Origin of the sequence: Enterobacter genomosp. O (genome assembly GCF_001022965.1) — a bacterium.
GTDB classification, from domain to species: Bacteria; Pseudomonadota; Gammaproteobacteria; order Enterobacterales; family Enterobacteriaceae; genus Enterobacter; species Enterobacter cloacae_L.
In genome coordinates this window covers 302,641-316,604 of the sequence record NZ_LECZ01000026.1, presented here as the reverse complement: position 1 = coordinate 316,604, position 13,964 = coordinate 302,641, and the positions used below count along the sequence as shown (strand labels likewise).

Genomic DNA, 13,964 nt, shown 5'->3' with positions numbered 1-13,964 from the left:
CTTAAAAATCAACGGAGATTAGCATGAAGCCGTCCGTCATTTTGTATAAAGCCCTGCCGGAAGATCTGCAGAAACGCCTGGAAGAACACTTCACCGTCACGCAGGTGAAGAACCTGAGCCCGGAGACCGTGGCACAGCACGCCGAGGCGTTCGCCAGCGCCGAAGGCCTGCTGGGTTCAAGCGAAAAAGTGGATGTCGCCCTGCTGGAGAAAATGCCGAAGCTTCGTGCTACTTCTACCGTTTCCGTAGGTTATGACAACTTCGATGTAGATGCCCTTAACGCCCGCAAGATCCTGCTGATGCACACGCCACATGCCCTGACGGAAACCGTGGCCGACACGCTGATGGCGCTGATGCTTACAACGGCCCGTCGCGTGGTGGAAGTGGCTGAACGCGTCAAAGCGGGCGAATGGACAAAAAGCATTGGCCCGGACTGGTTCGGCGTGGACGTTCACGGTAAAACGCTGGGCATTGTGGGTATGGGGCGTATCGGGCTGGCGCTGGCACAGCGCGCGCATTTTGGTTTTAACATGCCGATTCTGTACAACGCGCGTCGTCATCACAGTGAAGCCGAAGAGCGCTTCAACGCCCGTTACTGCGAGCTGGATACCCTGCTGCAGGAAGCCGATTTTGTCTGCCTGGTCCTGCCGCTGACGGACGAAACGCGTCATCTGATTGGTAAAGAGGCGTTTGAGAAAATGAAGAAGTCAGCCATTTTCATCAACGCGGGTCGTGGCCCGGTAGTGGATGAGAAGGCGCTAATTGAAGCCCTGCAAAACGGTGAGATCCACGCCGCAGGTCTGGACGTATTCGAGCAGGAGCCGCTGCCGGTAGATTCTCCGCTGCTAACGCTACCCAACGTGGTCGCCCTGCCCCACATCGGCTCAGCCACCCATGAGACGCGCTACAACATGGCGGCCACGGCGGTAGACAACCTCATCGCTGCCCTCAGCGGCAAGGTAAAGATAAACTGCGTGAACCCGCAAGTGCAACGATAGAAACGAAAAAACCCGCCTGAAGGCGGGTTTTTGAATTTTGTGCTACTGGGTTGGAAGCTTACAGGCTTACAACGTTACCAGCTGCTGGGCCTTTAGCGCCGCTTTCGATGGTGAAGGACACTTTCTGACCTTCGTCCAGAGATTTGTAGCCATCGTTCTGGATAGCAGAGAAGTGTACGAACACATCTTTAGAGCCATCGTCAGGAGTGATGAAGCCGAAACCTTTATCAGCGTTGAACCATTTTACCAGACCAGTCATTTTACCAGACATAGAAATTACCTTATTAAAAATATATTGAGCCTTCCGGCTTGATGGATTGCGTTACAGATTTCTAAGCGATGAAGGAAGGGTCACAACGAAGGGTATCTATGGATAACAATCTGGACTGCTTTACTAAACTGCTTTAGGTCTGTGTAACAAACCGACGGGGATAGTTATACCGATGTGGTAGAAGAATAACAAGCGTTATTTTCGATATGCATAAAAAACCCCGCCAGGAGCGGGGTTTTTTCGGTTTATTCTGTGGCCGTGACTGCGGCACTCCAGGCCTGGCTAAAGGCCTGATGCTGGGAGGCCAGCGGCCCAATCAGCGTATTGTACTGGCTTGCCTGCTGCGAGGTCGGGAACTGAATGCCATTGGCAACAAAGCTCACCTGAGTCTCCTGCTGGGCGATAAAGTCCCCCACCTGAACCAGCTGCTGCGTGAAGATTTGCGCGGCCGGAATCAGCGGTTGCAGTGCTTCAGAAGGTTTGGTCACCACTTTCTCATACACTTTGTCGAAGACCGGTTTGAGATCGTCGCCCTGCTTCAGTGCAGAACGTGACGCATCAGCCTGCATTTTCGCATTTTGCAGCTGCTGGCTCAGCACGCCAAGCGCACCGTTAGACTGGCGTAGCGGTTCACGCTGCGTCACATAATCCTGTGGAACGCGGATGGCGTTCACGCTATCCACCACGGGACGGATACCGGAATCCATCGCCTGGCTCACCTGCTGTGAATAACCATAAAGAATGGCGTAATCGGACACGAAGGGGCCAAACTGTTTTTTCTGATCCGCAGTCAACGTCGGCAACCGTTCGCCGCTGCGCATCACTGTATTCTGCAGAAAATCGATAAACGCTTTGCGCTGATCGCCTTCTTTATCAAAACACCCACTCAGGCTAACAACCATCAACAACGCCGCAATAGGCGCAAACCAGCGAGAGCAGGACTTTCCTGTCGCCATTTTATTACTCCTTTCACCCAAAAAAGCGCACACCGGCACACGCGTGCCCGACGCTGACAAGGATAGTCCAGGTCAGCCTTGCAAGATACTCTTTTCATGCAAAACGGCTATTGCCGATTTATTTCTTACCATTTACAAAAAAATACCTGGCGAAGCCGACATATGACTAATCAGGTAATTAGCATAACTATCCATATCGCTGAATCGCGTAAAGCGATCGTTACCGCACGATTAATCACAACCGTGACGATCCTGGGTTGGTATTAGGGACTATTCTTAACTGGCTCTCTGATGTTCTTGATCACGATGTGAGATTTAAGAGGAGTCCTCAATGGAATATAAAGATCCTGAGTTTGAGCTGCTGAGCAGCCTGGAACAGATCATTTTTAAAGATGTACCGCAGACGATTACCCTGCAACAAAAATCCAATCCCTTTACAGAATATGAGCAATTGCGCAAAGGGACAGGACTGAAAACCGAAGAATTCGCCAGAGCGATGGGTGTCAGCGTGGCTATGGTGCAGGAGTGGGAGTCAAAACGTGAAAAACCCACCCCAACCGAGTTAAGGCTGATGCGCCTGATTCAGGCCAACCCTGCACTCAGCAAACAGATAGCGTAGTGAAGTTTGAATGCCCCCGCCTTTGCGGGGGCTTGTGTTTTAAAGGCTATCACAACGCCAGCCCGCCTCTTCCCATACCCATTCATGCGTTAACGTTAAGCCTCTTAAAAAAGCCTCATCGTGTGATACCACCAGCAGCGCTCCGGGGAAACCGGCCAGCGCCGCTTCAATTGCCTGTACCGAAGCCAGATCAAGATGATTGGTCGGTTCATCCAGCAGCAGAAGCTGCGTAGCTTCAGCGCGCCATAACACGCAGGCCAGCGCCGCCTTAAGACGCTCGCCGCCGCTGAGTTCCGCCAGCGGGAGCGTGACTTTGTCGGCACCCAACTGCAGCTGCGCTAAACGGGTTCGCAATACCCCCTCTTCCAGAGGCGTATGGCTCAAATTGAGATGCGTCATGACCGATTGTGAAAGATCGAGCTGTGACAAATGCTGGTCGAGATAGGCACAGCTGACGGAAACCTTACAGGTACCTGAACGAGGGGCGATCTCACCGAGGATAGTTTTTAACAGCGTCGATTTCCCGCAGCCGTTTGGTCCCTTTAACGCCACGCGCATCGGTCCGTCCATGCGCCACGTTATAGGGGTAACAGGCACATGCGGCAATACCAGATCCTCCAGTACCAGCACCTGTTTACCTTCCGGGATCTGATTTCCCGGCAGGGTAAACATCACCGGGTTATCTTCTTCAACCCGTTCACGAGCCTTGTTGACCGCGGCGTTCAGGGCTTCATTTTGATCGCTGTGCTGTTTTTTCCAGGCGCCGATCCGTTCCTTTGCCGCGCCTTTGTATTTGACCCGCTCAAACGAGGCGATGTTCAGGGTATCGACGGTGCGTAATGTCTTTGCCGACCTCCGCTGGCTATCGTCATGCTCTTTTTGCATCCGTGCCCGAGTACGTTTGCGCTCGGTTGCTGCATGCTCCAGCGCCGCACGGGCAGCCTGCTGCTCAGCATCGCGCTGGGTTTGATAATCCGCATAATTCCCGCCGTAGCTGCGCAGGCCCGAGGGGCTTAGTTCAAGAATGCGCGGCACTTGCTCCAGTAGTTCGCGGTCATGGGAGGCCACCAGCACGCCGCCCTGATACCGTCTAAGCTGGTCGTAGAACCACGCCCGGCCCTGCCGGTCCAGATGGTTAGTGGGTTCGTCCAGCAGTAGAAAGTCCGCGTCCGCCGTAAACGCCCCGCACAGCAGGGCGCGGATGCGCTCGCCGCCGCTGAGCTCAGCGGCAGGCTTATCCGGATCAAACGGTGGCAGTTGGGCATTGATAAACGTCTCGCTCAGACGCTCGGCGACATCCCAATGGCCGTCGAGCGTGTCCAAATCGTCAGGCTGGTAATCGCCGCTATCAATGCGTTTACGCGCCGCAAATATCGCGTCGTACCCGAGCAGTTCCGCAACCGTGGTCTGCGGAGAAATGGCGTGCTGCTGTGCCACATAGAAATGCGAGCCAAAGCATTCAATATGACCGGTAGCCGGTTGATCCAGCCCCGCCAGCAAGCGCAGCAGACGCGTTTTCCCGCTGCCGTTGCGGCCAACCAGCGCGCACAGGGAGGGTTCCAGCGTAAGATTCAGCGGACCAAAAAGGATATCGCCCGTCGAAAACTGACAGGTGACCTGATGCAAAATAAAAGAAGGGGACTGCGCAAAATGAGCCATAAGCACTCCTGAATGAAATCAAAACATCCCCTGCCGACGCGGTGGCGTTTAGCAAGGATCGAAATTCATCAGTCGTGTTTGTTCATTTTTGGGGGGCGCTCCAGAGCGAGAAAGTTAACGCGGATAAGGATAGCGGTAATGTGTTGCACGTTTCAAGGTTAAATTTTCATCGATGCGATATAAAAAAACCCGCCGAAGCGGGTTTTTAGCATTTCCGGGCCCGTGCACGCGAAGCGCCGCCGGGCAATGGGCACGTTACTGCAGCAGCGAAATATCCGCCACGCGCAGGAACAGCTCGCGCAGTTTCTCGAGCATAGAGAGACGGTTAATACGCAGCTCTTTATCTTCGACGTTCACCATCACTTTCTCGAAGAAGGCGTCGATAACGTCACGCAGTTCAGCCAGCTCCACCAGCGCCTCCTGGTAGCGACCTTCCGCGAAGAACGGCTCGAGCTTGTCGCGCAGCACCACAACCTGCATCGCGAGAGCAATCTCTTCCGGCTCTTTCAGGGTCGCGGCGTTCACGCGCTCGTTCAGCGTTTCATCAGACTTCGCCAGGATGTTGGATACACGCTTGTTGGCCGCAGCCAGGGCAGATGCCGCTTCCAGCGTGCGGAAGTGGGAAACCGCCTTCATGCGCGCATCGAAGTCAGCCGGACGGGTCGGACGACGCGCCAGCACCGCCTGAATGGTGTCAACGGTGTAACCTTCGTCCTGATACCACGCGCGGAAACGACCGAGCATAAAGTCGATCACGTCATCCACAACGTTCGCGTTGGTCAGCTTATCGCCGTACAGACGCACCGCTTCTTCGGTCAGGGTCTGCAGATCCAGGTTCAGGTTCTTCTCAACGATGATACGCAGCACGCCCAGCGCAGCACGACGCAGTGCAAACGGGTCTTTGTCGCCTTTTGGATGCTGGCCAATACCAAAGATACCCGCCAGGGTGTCCATCTTATCGGCAATCGCTACCGCACAGGCAACCGGGTTGGACGGCAGTTCGTCACCCGCAAAGCGCGGCTGATACTGCTCGTTCAGGGCCACGGCCACATCTTCCGCTTCGCCATCGTGACGCGCGTAGTGCATGCCCATCACGCCCTGGGTGTCGGTAAATTCGAACACCATATTGGTCATCAGGTCGCACTTGGACAGCAGGCCCGCACGCGTCGCGTGGTTGACGTCCGCGCCGATTTCACGGGCGATCCAGCCGGACAGCTCCGCGATGCGGTCGGTCTTGTCGCGCAGCGTTCCCAGCTGCTGCTGGAACAGCACGGTCTGCAGGCGCGGGAGATGATCTTCCAGACGTTTTTTACGGTCGGTGTTGAAGAAGAACTCGGCATCCGCCAGACGCGGGCGCACCACTTTTTCGTTACCGGAGATAATCTGGATCGGATCTTTCGATTCGATGTTCGCCACGAAGATGAAGTTTGGCAGCAGTTTGCCGTCGTTAGCGTAAACCGGGAAGTACTTCTGGTCACCCTTCATGGTGTACACCAGCGCTTCAGCCGGAACGGCCAGGAATTTCTCTTCGAACTTCGCGGTCAGCACGACCGGCCATTCCACCAGCGAGGTCACTTCTTCCAGCAGGCTGTCGCTCAGATCGGCATTACCGCCAATCTTGCGCGCCGCTTCTTCAGCGTCCGCTTTGATTTTGGCTTTACGCTGCTCGTAGTCGGCAATAACTTTACCGCGCTCCAGCAGGATTTGCGGGTACTGGTCAGCATTGTCGATGGTGAACTCGGGTTCGCCCATGAAGCGATGGCCGCGGATCACGCGATCGGACGCCACGCCCAGGATGGTTGCCGGAATAACGGTATCGCCCAGCAGCAGGGTCACGGTGTGAACCGGACGCACGAAGTGCACGTCGGACGCGCCCCAGCGCATCAGCTTAGGAATTGGCAGCTTAGCCAGCGAGGTTGCGATCATGTTTGGCAGCAGCGCTTCTGCACTCTCGCCTTTCACATGGGCGCGATACAGCAGCCACTCGCCTTTGTCGGTGGTCAGACGCTCAGCCTGGTCAACGGTGATGCCGCAACCGCGCGCCCAGCCTTCAGCCGCTTTACTCGGCTTGCCTTCCGCGTCGAACGCCTGGGCAATCGCCGGGCCTCGTTTTTCGACTTCACGATCCGGCTGAGACGCCGCCAGATTTGCCACTTTCAGCGCCAGACGACGCGGGGCGGCAAACCACTCAATTTTACCGTGTGCCAGGCCAGCGTTATCCAGCTCGGCAGTCACGTTCGCAGCGAAAGATTCAGCCAGGCTGCGCAGGGCTTTTGGTGGCAGCTCTTCGGTGCCGATTTCCACCAGGAAAGTTTTCTCAGACATGGCCGCCTCTTATTTGTTTCGGTTGCACATCGGGAAGCCAAGGGCTTCACGGGACGCATAGTAAGCTTCTGCAACGGCTTTGGTCAGGGTACGAATACGCAGAATGTAGCGCTGACGTTCAGTCACGGAGATGGCTTTGCGGGCGTCCAGCAGGTTGAAGCTGTGGGCGGCCTTCAGAATACGCTCGTAAGCAGGCAGCGGCAGCGGAGTCTCCAGCGCCAGCAGCTGCTGCGCTTCTTTCTCGTACTGCTCGAAGCAGGTGAACAGGAAGTCCACGTCCGCGTATTCGAAGTTATAGGTGGATTGCTCCACTTCGTTCTGATGGAACACGTCGCCGTAGGTGGTTTTACCCAGCGGGCCGTCGCTCCAGACCAGGTCGTAAACGCTGTCTACGCCCTGAATGTACATGGCCAGACGTTCCAGACCGTAGGTGATTTCACCCGTGATCGGTTTACATTCCAGACCGCCAACCTGTTGGAAGTAAGTGAACTGGGTCACTTCCATTCCGTTCAGCCACACTTCCCAACCCAGACCCCAGGCACCCAGCGTTGGGTTTTCCCAGTTATCTTCCACGAAACGGATGTCGTGAATGGTTGGATCCATACCCAGCTCTTTCAGCGACCCGAGGTACAGTTCCTGAATATTGTCTGGTGATGGCTTAATTACCACCTGGAACTGATAGTAGTGCTGCAGACGGTTCGGGTTCTCACCGTAACGACCATCGGTCGGACGACGGGAAGGCTGCACATACGCGGTCGCCATTGGCTCTGGCCCCAACGCGCGTAAGCTGGTCATCGGGTGTGAAGTGCCGGCGCCGACTTCCATGTCCAAAGGTTGAACAATGGTACAGCCCTGACGAGCCCAGTAATCCTGTAAGGTCAGGATCAGGCCCTGGAAGGTCTTGGTATCAAACTTTTGCATAGTATTTCGTGCTGGATACGTGTGGTTTTAAATGGAAGGGACCAGTATACCCGCTGGCTGCAAGATATACAGTACGAAACGGGGTTGTTTAGGGAAAATTGGGAAATAAGCAGTTAAGCCAGAACGTTGTGGGCGTCTGGCTGTTGATTATACGAGCAGGCTAGCGCATGGAGAGGTGTAAAAACTGGCCGTCCGCATCAAACGAGCAGACAAAGCCCTCTTTACGCGACGTATGGCCCCGCAGCTCATAGCTTCCCTGAAAACGCACAAACCCGGTGACATCAATGTTCTGAACGTCTGAGTTATAGCGTCGGGCAGCCCGATCTTTGCAGAGCGCTTCCATATTCAGTGAACGTTCAGGGCTCATTTTACCCTGCTGCGCTTTTTGCACAGGGGCTTCTTGTGGGGCACTGCATCCCGCGAGGATTACCAGCAGAAAGAGTGACGCCGCACGCTTCATCATCATTTTTATTACCGCCCTGGTCAGTGGCTGTTATTTTTAGTATCAAAGCTTTTATAGATTAAGGTCCGGCATTCTGCGAATCTCGCGGCCTCCCTACAAGCCTGCTGAATAAAACTCAGAATTTTCCAAACGAAGACTTTTGGACAATGGTAGTCACACTCAATTTACAGGGAATACGAGGATCTGATGCAGTCAAAAATTAACTGGATTGATAACCTGCGAGGAATAGCGTGTCTGATGGTGGTCATGATCCACACGACGACCTGGTATATCACCAATGCGCACAGCATCAGCCCCGTTAACTGGGATATCGCCAATATTCTCAACTCTGCTTCACGCGTCAGCGTGCCGCTGTTCTTTATGATTTCCGGCTTTCTCTTTTTTGGCGAGCGTAGCGCGCAGCCGAGGCACTTCATTCGCATCGCGGCCTGCCTGGGATTCTACAGCGCCATTGCTTTACTCTATATTACCCTGTTCACCTCAATTAACGCCGGGCTATCGCTGAAATACGTGCTGCAAAAACCGGTGTTCTATCACCTGTGGTTCTTCTTCGCCATTATCGTTATCTATCTGGTCTCCCCCCTCATCCAGGTGAAAAACGTCAGCGGAAAAATGCTTTTGGCCCTGATGGTGGTGATTGGCATTGTTGCCAACCCGAATACGGTCTCGCAGAAAATCGACGGATTTGAATGGTTGCCGGTTAACCTTTATATCAACGGCGATACCTTTTACTACGTGCTTTACGGCATGCTGGGGCGCGCCATCGGCATGATGGACACGCAAAAACGCGGTCTGAACTGGCTCTGCGCGGCGCTGTTTATCGCTGGCGTGGCGGTGATAGCGCGCGGGACGCTGCATGAGCTGCAGTGGCGAGGCAATTTTGCCGATACCTGGTATCTGTATTGCGGGCCGATGGTCTTTATCTGTGCCGTTTCGCTGCTCACGCTCGCCAAAAACACCCTGAACGCGCGTCCCCTGCCCGTACTGAGTATGATCTCGCGGCACTCTCTCGGGATTTACGGTTTTCACGCGCTGGTGATCCACGTCCTACGGACGAGGGGCGTTGAGTTAAAAAGCTGGCCGGTGCTGGATATCATCTGGATTTTTGCCGCCACGCTGGTTATCAGCCTGCTGCTGTCGATGCTGCTGCAAAAAATAGACACGCGCCGCTTCGTCAGCTAACGCTTCGCTGCCGGGCGCGATGGTACTGGCGCGGGGAGGAAAACCCTGCCGCCAGTGAAGCCTGTTCCACGCCGCGCCCCTGCAAAAGCCACTGCTCCGCCACCGCCAGACGCAGCTGCTCCAGGTAATCGCGAACGCTAATCCCTAAATGTAGCTGGAAAAGCCGGGTAAGATGACGCGGGCTGACGTGCGCCAGTGAGGCGATATCTGGCACGCTCCAGGCTTTTTGCGGCTCGGCGGTAAGCGCATCCTGCGCCCGATGGATGGCCGGATGAAGATGATTGCGATAGCGTAGCCACGGAGATAGCTGAGGATCGTCACCGGAACGGCGGAACCAGACCACCATCTCACGCGCCACGGTCAGCGCCTTTTCGGGGCCGCACAGGCGGTTAATCATATGCAGCGCCAGATCGATGCCCGACGTGATCCCGGCGCTGGTCCAGATATTCTCATCCTGCACAAATATCCGGTTTTCTTTAATCGTCGCCGTGGGAGCCGCGGTGCGCAGACGGCTAATAACGTCATGGTGGGTTGTGCACTGTCTGTTGTTCAGCAGGCCCGAGTTCGCCGCCAGCAGCGCCCCAGAACAGACGCACATCACGGTGATATCCTGGCGCTGGATCTGCGGCTGCAGGCGCATCAGCCAGTGCTGAATCTGCTGCGCCTGCGGCGTGGAGAATTGACAGCGGGAGTCGCTCACTCCCGGCAGCACCAGCAGGCTGCCGGGAGGCAGGCTTTCTGGCAGCGGCTTAATGCCGCTCATCGTCAGGCCTATCGACGTCGGAACCTCAGGCTGCGGGCCAATGTAGTGCAGACGAAACGCGTCGCCTGCCAGCACAAAGGTCTCTGCCGGGCCGGTCAAATCTAACGACAGCACCCCGGGCAACATCACGAACCAGACGTCGATGCGCATTACAATGACTCCAGCGTCTCCGCTACCGTTTTAATCTCGGCAAAACGCCCGGCCAGTACTGTTTCGGTACGGTGGCGAATTTCCGCTGCGCTAAGGGTAATGCCCTTGTACGTCATGGGAAACGTCAGCGTTGCCTCGCTCACAAAGGTCACAGCATAACCCAAATCGGATGCTACCCGTGCGGTGGTTTCACAGCATTGTTCAGTGCGAATGCCGCACACGATCAGCTGGTTGATATCACGCTCGCGCAGCCAGCGATCAAGCCCGGTATCCGTGAAGGCATTATGGACGTGTTTCTGGAAAACCACATCCGGCTGATGACGCAAAAAGGCCATCGGTTTGACATAGCCGCTTTGCAGCGTGAAAGGGCCATCTTCATCAACATGAAAAATATCAACAACCGGAATACCGCGCGCTTTGCAGCCTTCAATCAGCCCCAGCATTGCCTGCTGAAAGGCTGGAATATCGTCTTCCTGCCAGTAATTGCGATGATGAAATGACTGCTGAGTATCGATATTGATTAATGCAATGCGTGACATGATGGATCTCCTCGCCAGTGGGTGTGACACCATACTGGCAAGGAAACGAAGGCACGCACAGACCAAAAAAGGACATCATCGTGCCTCTGTCGGACAAGGGTATTTACGACATCAGCGGCAGCAGCTGCTGATAGATTTTGCGGAACACGTCGCGCCTTTCCGCGTAACGCGCATGGCGTGCCGCGTCAGGCAAATGCGCCTGTTCAAGCGTAAGCTGCGGCAACAGTTGCGAAAGCGGTTGTTCCGGGTTCATGGCTATCTGCGCCAGTCGCGCTGCGCCGAGCGCGGGCCCAACATCGCCACCGGTGCGAAAATCCAGCTGCAATCCGCTGATATCGGCCAGCATCTGCCGCCAGTACGGGCTTCGCGCGCCGCCGCCAATCAGGGTGACGCTTGCCGGTTTCAGGCCGCAGTCATGCACCACGTCCATCCCGTCGGCCAGCGCATACCCCACGCCTTCCAGAACCGCACGCGCCAGTTCTGCCGGGCCATGCTGATGGGTTAAGCCAAAGAACACCCCTTTCGCTTCCGGGTTGTTATGCGGCGTACGCTCGCCAGAAAGATACGGTAAAAACCAGACGGTACCCGCATCGTCATCCGCCTGCTGAGCCGCGGAAATGAGCGCCGGAACGTCAGCCATGCCGGTGAGCTTTGCCGCCCAGTCCAGGCAGGACGCCGCGCTGAGCATCACCGACATCAAATGCCATTTCCCCGGAAGGGCATGACAGAAGCTGTGCACGGCGCTTTCAGGATTGCTGCGATACCCGTCGCTAACGGCGAAATAGACGCCAGACGTTCCCAGCGAAAGCATGGCCTGCCCTGCCTCAACCATGCCGACACCAACAGCCCCCGCCGCGTTGTCACCGCCCCCGGCAACCACCGGTACGGCAGGCATATTCCAGCGTTCGGCAACCGCCGGCAGCAATGTGCCCGTCACCTCACTGCCTTCGAACAGCGCGGGCATATGCTCACGGGTCAGATGGCAGGCATCCAGCATTGCCTCGCTCCAGTCACGCTTCGCCACGTCCAGCCACATCGTGCCGGCGGCATCCGACATATCACTGGCAAAATCGCCCGTCATGCGAAAACGCAGATAATCTTTTGGCAGCAAGACTTTCGCCACCTGACGGAAAATGTCCGGTTCGTGGCGCTGAACCCACAGTAATTTAGGCGCTGTAAAGCCGGGCATCATCAGGTTGCCGGTAATCTCGCGAGAAGCAGGAACACGCGCCTCAAGCAGCGCACACTCTTCTGCACAGCGGCCGTCATTCCAGAGAATAGCGGGACGCAGCACACGATACTGACTGTCCAGCAGCGTAGCGCCGTGCATTTGGCCGGCAATCCCGAGCGCTTTAACGCCACGCAGGCTGTGTTGTTCACCTAAGGCCTGTATTGCACGATCCGTCGCCTGCCACCACTGTTCCGGATCCTGTTCCGACCACAGCGGATGCGGACGTGAAACCTGCAGCTTTTCCGTCTGCGTTGCTAACACGTCGCCCTGCTCGCTTAACAGGATGGCTTTCACACCCGATGTGCCAAGATCGATCCCGATGTACATATAGTGGATTCCTTAACTGATAATGCCCGGTGGCGCTGCGCTTACCGGGCCTACATGCCGTTATTTATCGAACAGGTAGTGATTGACCAGATTTTCCAGCAGTTCCTGGTGCCCGCTCTGGTGCTGCGGTGCCAGCTGATGTTGTTCAGCGTACTTCGCAATTTCCGCCAGCGATAACTGCCCTTTCAGGATTTGCTGGCCCAGCTCACTGTTCCAGCCGCTATAACGCTTCGCTACGCGTTTATCCAGCTCACCGTCTTCAATCATGCGCGCGGCCACTTTCAGCGCCAGCGCCATCGTGTCCATCGCGCCAATGTGGCCGTAGAACAGATCGTATTTATCGGTGCTCTGGCGACGCACTTTGGCATCAAAGTTCAGGCCGCCGGTGGTGAAGCCGCCCGCTTTGATGATTTCGTACATCACCAGCGCATTCTCTTCCACGCTGTTCGGGAACTGGTCTGTATCCCAGCCCAGCTGCGCATCACCACGGTTAGCATCGACGGAGCCGAAGATACCCAGCGCAATCGCAGACGCAATCTCGTGATGGAAAGAGTGGCCTGCCAGAGTGGCGTGGTTGGCTTCAATGTTAACTTTAATCTCTTTTTCCAGGCCGAACTGCTTCAGGAAGCCATACACCGTCGCAACGTCGTAATCATACTGGTGCTTCGTCGGTTCCTGCGGTTTCGGCTCAATCAGCAGCGTGCCGCGGAAACCGATTTTGTGCTTATGGTCGACAACCATCTGCATAAAGCGGCCAATCTGCTCGCGCTCCTGACGCAGGTCGGTGTTCAGCAGGGTTTCATAGCCTTCACGGCCGCCCCACAGGACATAGTTTTCGCCGCCCAGCTGATGCGTGGCGTTCATAGCCGTCACCACCTGCGTGGCCGCCCAGCTAAACACTTCTGGATCCGGGTTGGTTGCCGCTCCCGCGCCGTAGCGAGGGTTCGTGAAGCAGTTTGCCGTGCCCCACAGCAGCTTCACGCCGCTCTGCTGCTGTTTCGCCGCCAGCACATCCACCATCTGCGCGAAATTGTTCAGGTACTCTTTCAGCGACGCGCCTTCTGGCGACACGTCAACGTCATGGAAGCAGTAGTACGGCACGTTCAGCTTGTGGAAGAACTCAAACGCAACATCGGCTTTACGTTTCGCCAGCTCGATGGCCTCACCCGGCTGTTGCCACGGACGGTCAAAGGAACCCACGCCGAACATATCGGCGCCGTTCCAGCAGAAGGTATGCCAGTAACAGGCGGCAAAGCGCAAATGATCTTCCATGCGCTTACCCAGCACCAGCTCATCCGGGTTGTAGTGACGAAATGCTAAAGGATTGGTCGTTTTTGGACCTTCGTAACGAACACGATCGAGTTGGTCGAAATAAGCTTGCATATTGAGCTCCATAATCAGGGTATGCGGCGAGTCGTTGATACAGGAGTAATAGTGAATAGACATTTTGGGTTGCTCAATTACGTTATTTCACACTGCTATTGAGAGAATGCGCAACTGTGCGCTGGCTCGCAAAATAATGCGCAGACAAACTATTTTTCGGTGTACATTCCAGAATCA

The 13,964-nt window shown here is 55.7% G+C and carries 13 protein-coding genes; 3 read left to right on the top strand and 10 right to left on the bottom strand.

What is annotated here, in order from left to right:
• Positions 1 to 23 precede the first annotated feature (23 nt).
• Complete coding sequence (ghrB, locus tag ABR39_RS15310) at positions 24 to 998, top strand: glyoxylate/hydroxypyruvate reductase GhrB (protein ID WP_047347633.1); 975 nt, start codon at positions 24 to 26, stop codon at positions 996 to 998.
• 58 nt (positions 999 to 1,056) lie between these two features.
• Here the strand turns inward: ghrB and cspE are convergent, their stop codons facing one another.
• A complete protein-coding gene (gene cspE, locus ABR39_RS15305) occupies positions 1,057 to 1,269 on the bottom strand; it encodes a transcription antiterminator/RNA stability regulator CspE (RefSeq protein ID WP_032615822.1) in 213 nt (70 codons plus the stop codon).
• 245 nt (positions 1,270 to 1,514) lie between these two features.
• Complete coding sequence (locus ABR39_RS15300) at positions 1,515 to 2,225, bottom strand: DUF3053 domain-containing protein (RefSeq protein WP_047347632.1); 711 nt, start codon at positions 2,223 to 2,225, stop codon at positions 1,515 to 1,517.
• A gap of 331 nt (positions 2,226 to 2,556) precedes the next feature.
• Here ABR39_RS15300 and ABR39_RS15295 point away from each other — a divergent pair, with 331 nt between their 5' ends.
• A complete protein-coding gene (locus tag ABR39_RS15295) occupies positions 2,557 to 2,844 on the top strand; it encodes an HTH-type transcriptional regulator (RefSeq protein ID WP_008502755.1) in 288 nt (95 codons plus the stop codon).
• A 39-nt stretch (positions 2,845 to 2,883) separates the two neighbouring features.
• Here ABR39_RS15295 and ABR39_RS15290 read toward each other — a convergent pair whose 3' ends face one another.
• The 4 genes from ABR39_RS15290 to ABR39_RS15275 form a co-directional block, all read right to left on the bottom strand.
• Complete coding sequence (locus ABR39_RS15290) at positions 2,884 to 4,503, bottom strand: ABC-F family ATP-binding cassette domain-containing protein (protein WP_047347631.1); 1,620 nt, start codon at positions 4,501 to 4,503, stop codon at positions 2,884 to 2,886.
• A 255-nt stretch (positions 4,504 to 4,758) separates the two neighbouring features.
• Positions 4,759 to 6,828 carry a glycine--tRNA ligase subunit beta gene (gene glyS / locus ABR39_RS15285; protein WP_047347630.1) on the bottom strand — a complete coding sequence of 690 codons (2,070 nt, stop codon included), beginning with the start codon at positions 6,826 to 6,828 and terminating at the stop codon, positions 4,759 to 4,761.
• A gap of 9 nt (positions 6,829 to 6,837) precedes the next feature.
• A complete protein-coding gene (gene glyQ, locus ABR39_RS15280; protein WP_003860141.1) occupies positions 6,838 to 7,749 on the bottom strand; it encodes a glycine--tRNA ligase subunit alpha in 912 nt (303 codons plus the stop codon).
• A 160-nt stretch (positions 7,750 to 7,909) separates the two neighbouring features.
• The gene (locus ABR39_RS15275; RefSeq protein ID WP_047347629.1) at positions 7,910 to 8,215 is read right to left on the bottom strand and encodes a YsaB family lipoprotein; all 306 of its coding nucleotides are present in this window, start codon (positions 8,213 to 8,215) and stop codon (positions 7,910 to 7,912) included.
• Positions 8,216 to 8,398: 183 nt separating this feature from the next.
• Between ABR39_RS15275 and ABR39_RS15270 the strand changes: the two genes are divergently transcribed.
• Positions 8,399 to 9,394 (top strand): acyltransferase, encoded by a 996-nt coding sequence (locus ABR39_RS15270; RefSeq protein WP_047347628.1) that lies wholly within the window; start codon positions 8,399 to 8,401, stop codon positions 9,392 to 9,394.
• On the opposite strand, the gene ABR39_RS15265 is transcribed toward ABR39_RS15270, so the two are convergent.
• The 4 genes from ABR39_RS15265 to xylA all read right to left on the bottom strand — a co-directional run bounded on the left by ABR39_RS15265 (position 9,387) and on the right by xylA (position 13,787).
• A complete protein-coding gene (locus ABR39_RS15265; RefSeq protein WP_047347627.1) occupies positions 9,387 to 10,307 on the bottom strand; it encodes a GlxA family transcriptional regulator in 921 nt (306 codons plus the stop codon). The genes ABR39_RS15270 and ABR39_RS15265 overlap by 8 nt on opposite strands.
• Positions 10,307 to 10,846 (bottom strand): isochorismatase family protein, encoded by a 540-nt coding sequence (locus tag ABR39_RS15260; protein WP_047347626.1) that lies wholly within the window; start codon positions 10,844 to 10,846, stop codon positions 10,307 to 10,309. The genes ABR39_RS15265 and ABR39_RS15260 overlap by 1 nt, the downstream gene beginning before the upstream one ends.
• A gap of 103 nt (positions 10,847 to 10,949) precedes the next feature.
• Entirely contained in the window at positions 10,950 to 12,404 is a 1,455-nt protein-coding gene (xylB, locus tag ABR39_RS15255) for a xylulokinase (protein WP_047347625.1), read from the bottom strand.
• A 60-nt stretch (positions 12,405 to 12,464) separates the two neighbouring features.
• Positions 12,465 to 13,787: a xylose isomerase gene (xylA, locus tag ABR39_RS15250; protein ID WP_123138914.1), complete on the bottom strand. Its 1,323-nt coding sequence runs from the start codon at positions 13,785 to 13,787 to the stop codon at positions 12,465 to 12,467.
• Positions 13,788 to 13,964 lie beyond the last annotated feature (177 nt).